6 protein-coding genes, 1 tRNA gene and 2 rRNA genes are annotated in these 6,100 nt (G+C 39.9%); 1 reads left to right on the plus strand and 8 read right to left on the minus strand.

Annotated elements, in window-relative coordinates; genetic code table 11:
* Nucleotides 1–37: 37 nt before the first annotated feature.
* Nucleotides 38–529 carry a cyclic pyranopterin monophosphate synthase MoaC gene (moaC, locus tag M3600_RS25340; RefSeq protein ID WP_233319030.1) on the minus strand — a complete coding sequence of 164 codons (492 nt, stop codon included), beginning with the start codon at nt 527–529 and terminating at the stop codon, nt 38–40.
* Between the two features lie 146 nt (nt 530–675).
* Here moaC and M3600_RS25345 point away from each other — a divergent pair, with 146 nt between their 5' ends.
* A complete protein-coding gene (locus tag M3600_RS25345) occupies nt 676–2,601 on the plus strand; it encodes an ABC-F family ATP-binding cassette domain-containing protein (RefSeq protein ID WP_233319032.1) in 1,926 nt (641 codons plus the stop codon).
* A 211-nt stretch (nt 2,602–2,812) separates the two neighbouring features.
* Here the strand turns inward: M3600_RS25345 and tsaD are convergent, their stop codons facing one another.
* The 7 genes from tsaD to M3600_RS25380 form a co-directional block, all read right to left on the minus strand.
* Nucleotides 2,813–3,832 (minus strand): tRNA (adenosine(37)-N6)-threonylcarbamoyltransferase complex transferase subunit TsaD, encoded by a 1,020-nt coding sequence (gene tsaD, locus M3600_RS25350; protein ID WP_237940588.1) that lies wholly within the window; start codon nt 3,830–3,832, stop codon nt 2,813–2,815.
* The gene (rimI, locus tag M3600_RS25355; RefSeq protein ID WP_233319037.1) at nt 3,832–4,278 is read right to left on the minus strand and encodes a ribosomal protein S18-alanine N-acetyltransferase; all 447 of its coding nucleotides are present in this window, start codon (nt 4,276–4,278) and stop codon (nt 3,832–3,834) included. The genes tsaD and rimI overlap by 1 nt, the downstream gene beginning before the upstream one ends.
* Nucleotides 4,279–4,298: 20 nt before the next feature.
* Nucleotides 4,299–4,997 (minus strand): tRNA (adenosine(37)-N6)-threonylcarbamoyltransferase complex dimerization subunit type 1 TsaB, encoded by a 699-nt coding sequence (tsaB, locus tag M3600_RS25360; RefSeq protein ID WP_237940586.1) that lies wholly within the window; start codon nt 4,995–4,997, stop codon nt 4,299–4,301.
* Complete coding sequence (gene tsaE, locus M3600_RS25365; RefSeq protein ID WP_233319042.1) at nt 4,994–5,449, minus strand: tRNA (adenosine(37)-N6)-threonylcarbamoyltransferase complex ATPase subunit type 1 TsaE; 456 nt, start codon at nt 5,447–5,449, stop codon at nt 4,994–4,996. The genes tsaB and tsaE overlap by 4 nt, the downstream gene beginning before the upstream one ends.
* Before the next feature lie 141 nt (nt 5,450–5,590).
* Nucleotides 5,591–5,664: transfer RNA gene (locus M3600_RS25370), tRNA-Met, on the minus strand.
* Nucleotides 5,665–5,681: 17 nt separating this feature from the next.
* Nucleotides 5,682–5,798: ribosomal RNA gene (gene rrf, locus M3600_RS25375) — 5S ribosomal RNA — on the minus strand.
* 190 nt (nt 5,799–5,988) lie between these two features.
* Nucleotides 5,989–6,100: ribosomal RNA gene (locus tag M3600_RS25380) — 23S ribosomal RNA — on the minus strand; the annotation flags it as partial.

Here is a 6,100-nt window from a genome sequence, read left to right on the forward strand (position 1 = left end):
CTGTAATTAATAATACATCTATCTTTCCTGATAAACTTTAAACCCTCTTGTATGGACCATTGATACCGCCTGATTTTTCAAGCAAGTAAGTTTCTCCGATGACCATTCCTTTATCAATGCTTTTACACATATCATAAATCGTTAATGCCGTGACGGATGCTGCAGTCAGTGCTTCCATTTCCACGCCGGTGCTCCCAATCGTCTTTGCTGATACTTCTATTACTAAACGGTAAGCTTCTTGTTCTTGTCCTTCTTCTTCCCAACGAAAAGAAATATCGACCCCTTTCAAAGAGATGGGATGGCACATCGGTATTAAGTCAGATGTTTTTTTTGCTGCCATGATGCCTGCTACTTGGGCGACAGCCAAAACATCGCCTTTTTTTATCGTATTATGGATGATGCTGTCGTATATATATTTATTTACTATAATGCTTGAGTGGGCAACTGCTATGCGAGCGGTTTCGCTTTTTTCGCTTATATCAACCATTTTCGCTCGGCCCTCATCATTAAAGTGTGTAAAACTCTTCATTTTTAACACCTCTAAGCAAATCATACACTATTTTCCTTCTAAAGTGTATCATTAAAGAATTTTCACTGCCTGCGATTGCCTTTATTGCGGTTTCCCACGTATATAAGTTACACTTGATATACATACATTCTGAGGTGAATTACGCAATGATACTATTACAAGTGAATCAACTTTCCAAATACTTTGGAGCTGAAATTATCTTATCCAATATAAAATTAGAAGTGCAAACAAGAGATAGAATCGCGTTAGTAGGCCGAAACGGTGCTGGAAAATCGACATTGCTAAAGATGATCGCTGGCCACCTTTCATATGATACTGGGGAAATCATTAAACCAAAAAATGTAGAAATAGGTTATCTTGCTCAGAATACAGGGCTCGAATCTAATCTGTCCATTTGGGATGAGATGTTGACCGTATTTAAAGGCCTTCAGCAGCAGGAAGCAGAGCTAAGAAAGCTGGAACAGCAGATGGCAGACCCTGACATAAGCAGCCAACCGGAAAGATTCGAAAAGATATTGAAGGAATATGATACTCTTCAATATAACTTTAAGGAAAATGGCGGTTATCAGTATGAAGCTGATATTCGTTCTGTACTTCATGGTTTGAACTTCGGTTCCTTTGATTACAGCACAAAAATATCTACATTAAGCGGCGGACAAAAGACAAGACTTGCCTTAGCAAAGCTTTTGCTGACAACCCCTGAAATTTTAATTTTGGATGAGCCGACTAACCATTTGGATATTGAGACCCTATCATGGCTGGAACAATATTTGCAAGGCTACGATGGTGCTGTCTTAATTGTTTCCCATGACCGCTACTTCCTTGATAAAGTTGTAACCCAAATATATGAACTTTCCAGAACAAATATCCAAAAGTTCAATGGTAACTACAGCTCTTACCTTCAGCAAAAAGCTGAGAATTACGAAAGAGATATGAAGGTATATGAAAAGCAGCAAGAAGAGATTGCTAAGCTAGAAACATTTATTCAAAAGAATCTTGCTAGAGCATCGACAACAAAAAGAGCTCAAAGCAGAAGAAAAACACTGGATCGAATGGACCGTCTTGAGCGTCCTGATGGTGATGAAAAGTCAGCTTCTTTCGGATTCCAAATTGAGAAGCAATCCGGCAATGATGTGTTAAAGGTGCAGGATCTTGCGATTGGTTACGAGGGAAACACTGTTTCTGAACATATCTCTTTCCAATTAACCAGAGGAGACAGTGTTGCTTTAGTGGGACCTAACGGTGTCGGTAAATCAACATTACTAAAAACAATTATCTCAAAAATAGACAAGCATGCAGGCGCAACAGCTTGGGGAACAAATGTCATGGTTGGTTATTATGACCAAGAGCAAGCAGAACTCCATTCGAACAAGAGAGTATTAAATGAATTGTGGGATGAGTTCCCACTAAGACCTGAAAAAGAAATTAGAACCGTTCTAGGTAATTTTCTCTTCTCAGGAGACGATGTACTAAAGATTGTCAATTCACTGAGCGGCGGGGAAAAGGCTAGACTTGCTCTTGCAAAGCTTATGATGGAAAAGCCAAATGTACTGATTTTAGATGAGCCAACAAACCATCTTGATCTAGACAGCAAAGAAGTGCTTGAAAATGCTTTAATTGATTATCCTGGTACTCTATTATTCGTTTCCCATGACCGTTATTTCATTAACCGAATTGCTACAAAAGTAATTGAGCTTCAACAGGAAGGTTCAACGGAATATCTTGGAGACTATGACTATTATGTAGACAAGAAACTCGAACAAGAAGAGTTGCTGGCAATGGAAACAGCCGTTTCCAATTCTGCTCCTGCTGTTGATAATACTGAAAAAACATCTTATCAACAAGATAAGGAAGCTAAGAAAGCAGAACGGCAGCGCATGCGCAGAATTGAAGAAATTGAAAAAACAATCGAAAGCTTGGAACAAAAGGTAGCAGATCATGAGGAAAAGCTCTGTGAGCCTGACATCTTCCAAGACCATGAAAAGGTATTTGCACTGAACAAAGAACTAGAAGAATTTAAAAGCGAAATCGACAACCTTATGGATGAGTGGACTGAATTGTCAGATAAGTAAAAAGTACTGGGCAGTGATTTGCCCAGTACTTTTTTTCCACATATTTATCCACATAAAAATAGTTATTAAACTAGCTTTCCACAGATTTATTCACATTATCCACAATTTCTATTGATTTTACTCACATTATCCACAGTGTTGTGGACATTTCTGTTTATATCCTAAAATAAAACCCCTGTTTTTCAACAGGGATTTAGACCTATACCTATTTCTAGTTGTGGATAGTAATATCCAAGCCAGGATTTCCATTTAAATCAGAGAAAGCTCTTTGTCCCTTCTCATAGAAAACTGTTCCTGCAGCAGCAATCATCGCAGCATTATCTGTACATAAAGATAATGGCGGTATTGTCAGTCTGACATCATTAAGGCTTGAAAATTTCTTTTCCAACGCAGACCTTAATCCTTTATTTGCAGCTACTCCGCCTGCTAGGACTACTTGTTTTACTTTATACTCTTTTGCTGCGTCAAAGGCTTTTGTTGTCAGCACATCAATGACACTTTCCTGGAAACTTGCCGCCAAATCTTCTGGCTTTATGGTTTCCCCTCGCTGTTCAGCATTATGAACCGTGTTGATAACTGCTGATTTCAGCCCGCTGAAACTAAAGTCATAACTGCCTTCTAGCCAAGCACGCGGCAACTTAATTGATGGCTTTCCTTCTGCGGCAAGCCTGTCAATATGAGGTCCTCCTGGGTACGGCAGATTTAGCGTTCTTGCTACTTTATCATATGCTTCTCCTGCTGCATCATCCCTTGTCTCACCAATTACTTCAAAATGACCATGCTCCTTCATATAGACAAGCTCTGTATGTCCCCCTGAGACTACTAGAGATAACAGCGGGAATTCTAACTTATCCACAAGCTGATTCGCATAAATATGACCAGCAATATGATGAACACCAACAAGAGGAATGCCATGTGCAAAGCTGATTGCCTTAGCAGCATTAACACCAACAAGCAAAGCACCGACAAGTCCAGGTCCTTCTGTGACAGCAATTGCATCTAAATTTTCATAAGAAACATCAGCAGTGCGCAGTGCTTCTTCAATGACCAATGTTATTTGTTCAACATGATGCCTAGAAGCAATCTCTGGGACAACACCGCCAAATCTTTTATGGCTTTCGATTTGTGAAGCAACAACATTCGATAAGATTTCCGTTCCATTTTTAACGATGGATACAGCTGTTTCATCACAGCTTGTTTCCATTCCCATTATTAATACATCTTTTATCATTATATTTTCACCCACATTACTAAAGCATCTTCTTGATTATCGGTATAATAATTCTTTCTGATAGCGCCGCTTTGGAAACCAAGCTTTTTGTACAAGTTTTGAGCAACTATATTTGTCACCCTTACTTCCAATGTCATAGACTTAGCTTCCTGCTTTTTCGCTTCTTCCATCATTGCTCTTAATAGTTTTTCTCCAAGCTTTTGCCCCCGGAAATCAGGCAATATGGCAATATTAGTTATATGAACCTCATCTATAACAATCCATGCTCCAATATAACCAACCAACTGTTCGCCATGTTCTATAACTATATACTTGGCAAACCGATTCTTTGTCAGCTCATTAAAAAAGGCCTCTTTACTCCATGGTGTGCTAAAAGAAAGTGTTTCAACCATGTGTACCTTATCTATATCCCCAATCGTCATATCCCGAAAAAGATAATCCTCCATGATACCTACTCTCTTCCTTTTTACTCTTTATTATTTGCCTTAAGCCAATTCGCTTCTGCCTCAGCCAAACGAATATAATTTGGAGTAAACGGATGAACCTCTTCTGCTTCCCTCGTTTGCCCCAATCTCGCCAGCACTGCCGGTCTTGGATTAAAGTCAGCATAATCAGCAAATACAGCAATATCTTTTAGTTCAGCTTCAAGCAGCTCTTTATGGATAGACAGATCATTACCTGTAAATAAAACCTTGCCTTGCTCATCTCGTAACCGGCTAACCCAATCCTTTGCCAGAATAAGCTGGTCTTTTTCCAGCTGTTCTACTGCTCCATCTGAAAACTTGTACAGCCCTGTATAAATTTGCCCCCTTCTTGCATCAAACAACGGACTTACACTGCCAGGAAAATATCGGCCTGCACTTGCTGCCAATACCTCAAGGCTCGAAACACCAACAAGAGGAATATTTAATGTCCAAGCAAGAGTCTTCGCAATTGTGACTCCTATTCGGACACCTGTGTAAGAACCAGGACCTTTAGCAACCACTATCTTTGTTAAATCAGCTGGTTTCACGTCACATTCCTTCATCAGCATCTCTACTGCCGGCATTGCCCTGACAGAATGATTCTTTTTTAAATTCGTAATATATTCTCCAATTACTTTATCTTGATCCATAATGGCAATTCCCAATACAAGATTGGAAGTATCAATTGCTAGTATTTTCATTTCATTAACTCCTTACATACTTGCACATATCTAGACCCATAGGGGGTTAGCACAATTTCTCTTCCTGTTTCATTTTTATAATGAATACTTATGTTTAAATACTCTTCAGGCAGCTGTTCCCCTATTAAGTGTGCCCATTCTACCACTGTAACTCCATTGCCATGAAAATACTCATCAAAACCAAGGTCCTCAAAGGCATCCTCGACACGATAAACATCCATATGATAAAGCGGAAGCCTGCCCGCATACTCCTTAATAATTGTAAAGGTTGGGCTGTTTACTGTTTTTGTAATGCCTAGCCCTTTAGCAAGTCCCTTTGTGAAGGTTGTTTTTCCTGCACCTAAGTCTCCTTCTAATGTCAGTACATCACCTTGATCCAAAAGCTCAGCAAGTCTTTCAGCAAAAGCCATTGTCTCATCAGCATTATTTGTTGTCCACATATATTTATCCATAAAACTCACCCAGTTTGTCCTATATTATTTTTAGCCTATCTTCATTATATAGATAGTGCTAGAACTTTCCTAATAAATACAGCATGTTTCTTTTTCTAAAAAAAAATCCTTAGGTTAGACCCTAAGGATTTTCTGCTTTGATTGCGGGGACAGGATTTGAACCTGCGACCTTCGGGTTATGAGCCCGACGAGCTACCAGACTGCTCCACCCCGCGACGGTAATATTAAATATGCCTGGCGACGTCCTACTCTCACAGGGGGAGAGCCCCCAACTACCATCGGCGCTGAGAAGCTTAACTTCCGTGTTCGGTATGGGAACGGGTGTGACCTTCTCGCTATCGCCACCAGACTATGTAATTTTGAGAGTTATTCCCTCAAAACTAGATTATGTTGTAAGAAGAAAGAATGAGTAATCATTCATGTCCAGCTACAGAAGCCAAATCGTACGGCTGTTTCACTCACTCGTGCACAGTCTTGCGACTGCTTCTCGCGCGCTCCAACATCCTATCGATTTAAGCGGGCTTCTTCCGCTTTTCGTTTTAGTTAAGTCCTCGATCTATTAGTATTTGTCAGCTCCACGTGTCACCACGCTTCCACCTCAAACCTATCAACCTGATCATCTTTCAGGGATCTTACTAGCTTACGCTATGG

The sequence above is a fragment of the Niallia sp. MER 6 genome (genome assembly GCF_023714395.1).
Classification (GTDB): Bacteria; Bacillota; Bacilli; order Bacillales; family Cytobacillaceae; genus Niallia.

Excerpts from the sequence above, each read along its gene's own strand:
- moaC (WP_233319030.1), bottom strand. The coding sequence starts at position 529 with ATGAAGAGTTTTACACACTTTAATGATGAGGGCCGAGCGAAAATGGTT.
- M3600_RS25345 (WP_233319032.1), top strand. The coding sequence starts at position 676 with ATGATACTATTACAAGTGAATCAACTTTCCAAATACTTTGGAGCTGAA.
- tsaD (WP_237940588.1), bottom strand. The coding sequence starts at position 3,832 with ATGATAAAAGATGTATTAATAATGGGAATGGAAACAAGCTGTGATGAA.
- rimI (WP_233319037.1), bottom strand. The coding sequence starts at position 4,278 with ATGGAGGATTATCTTTTTCGGGATATGACGATTGGGGATATAGATAAG.
- tsaB (WP_237940586.1), bottom strand. The coding sequence starts at position 4,997 with ATGAAAATACTAGCAATTGATACTTCCAATCTTGTATTGGGAATTGCC.
- tsaE (WP_233319042.1), bottom strand. The coding sequence starts at position 5,449 with ATGGATAAATATATGTGGACAACAAATAATGCTGATGAGACAATGGCT.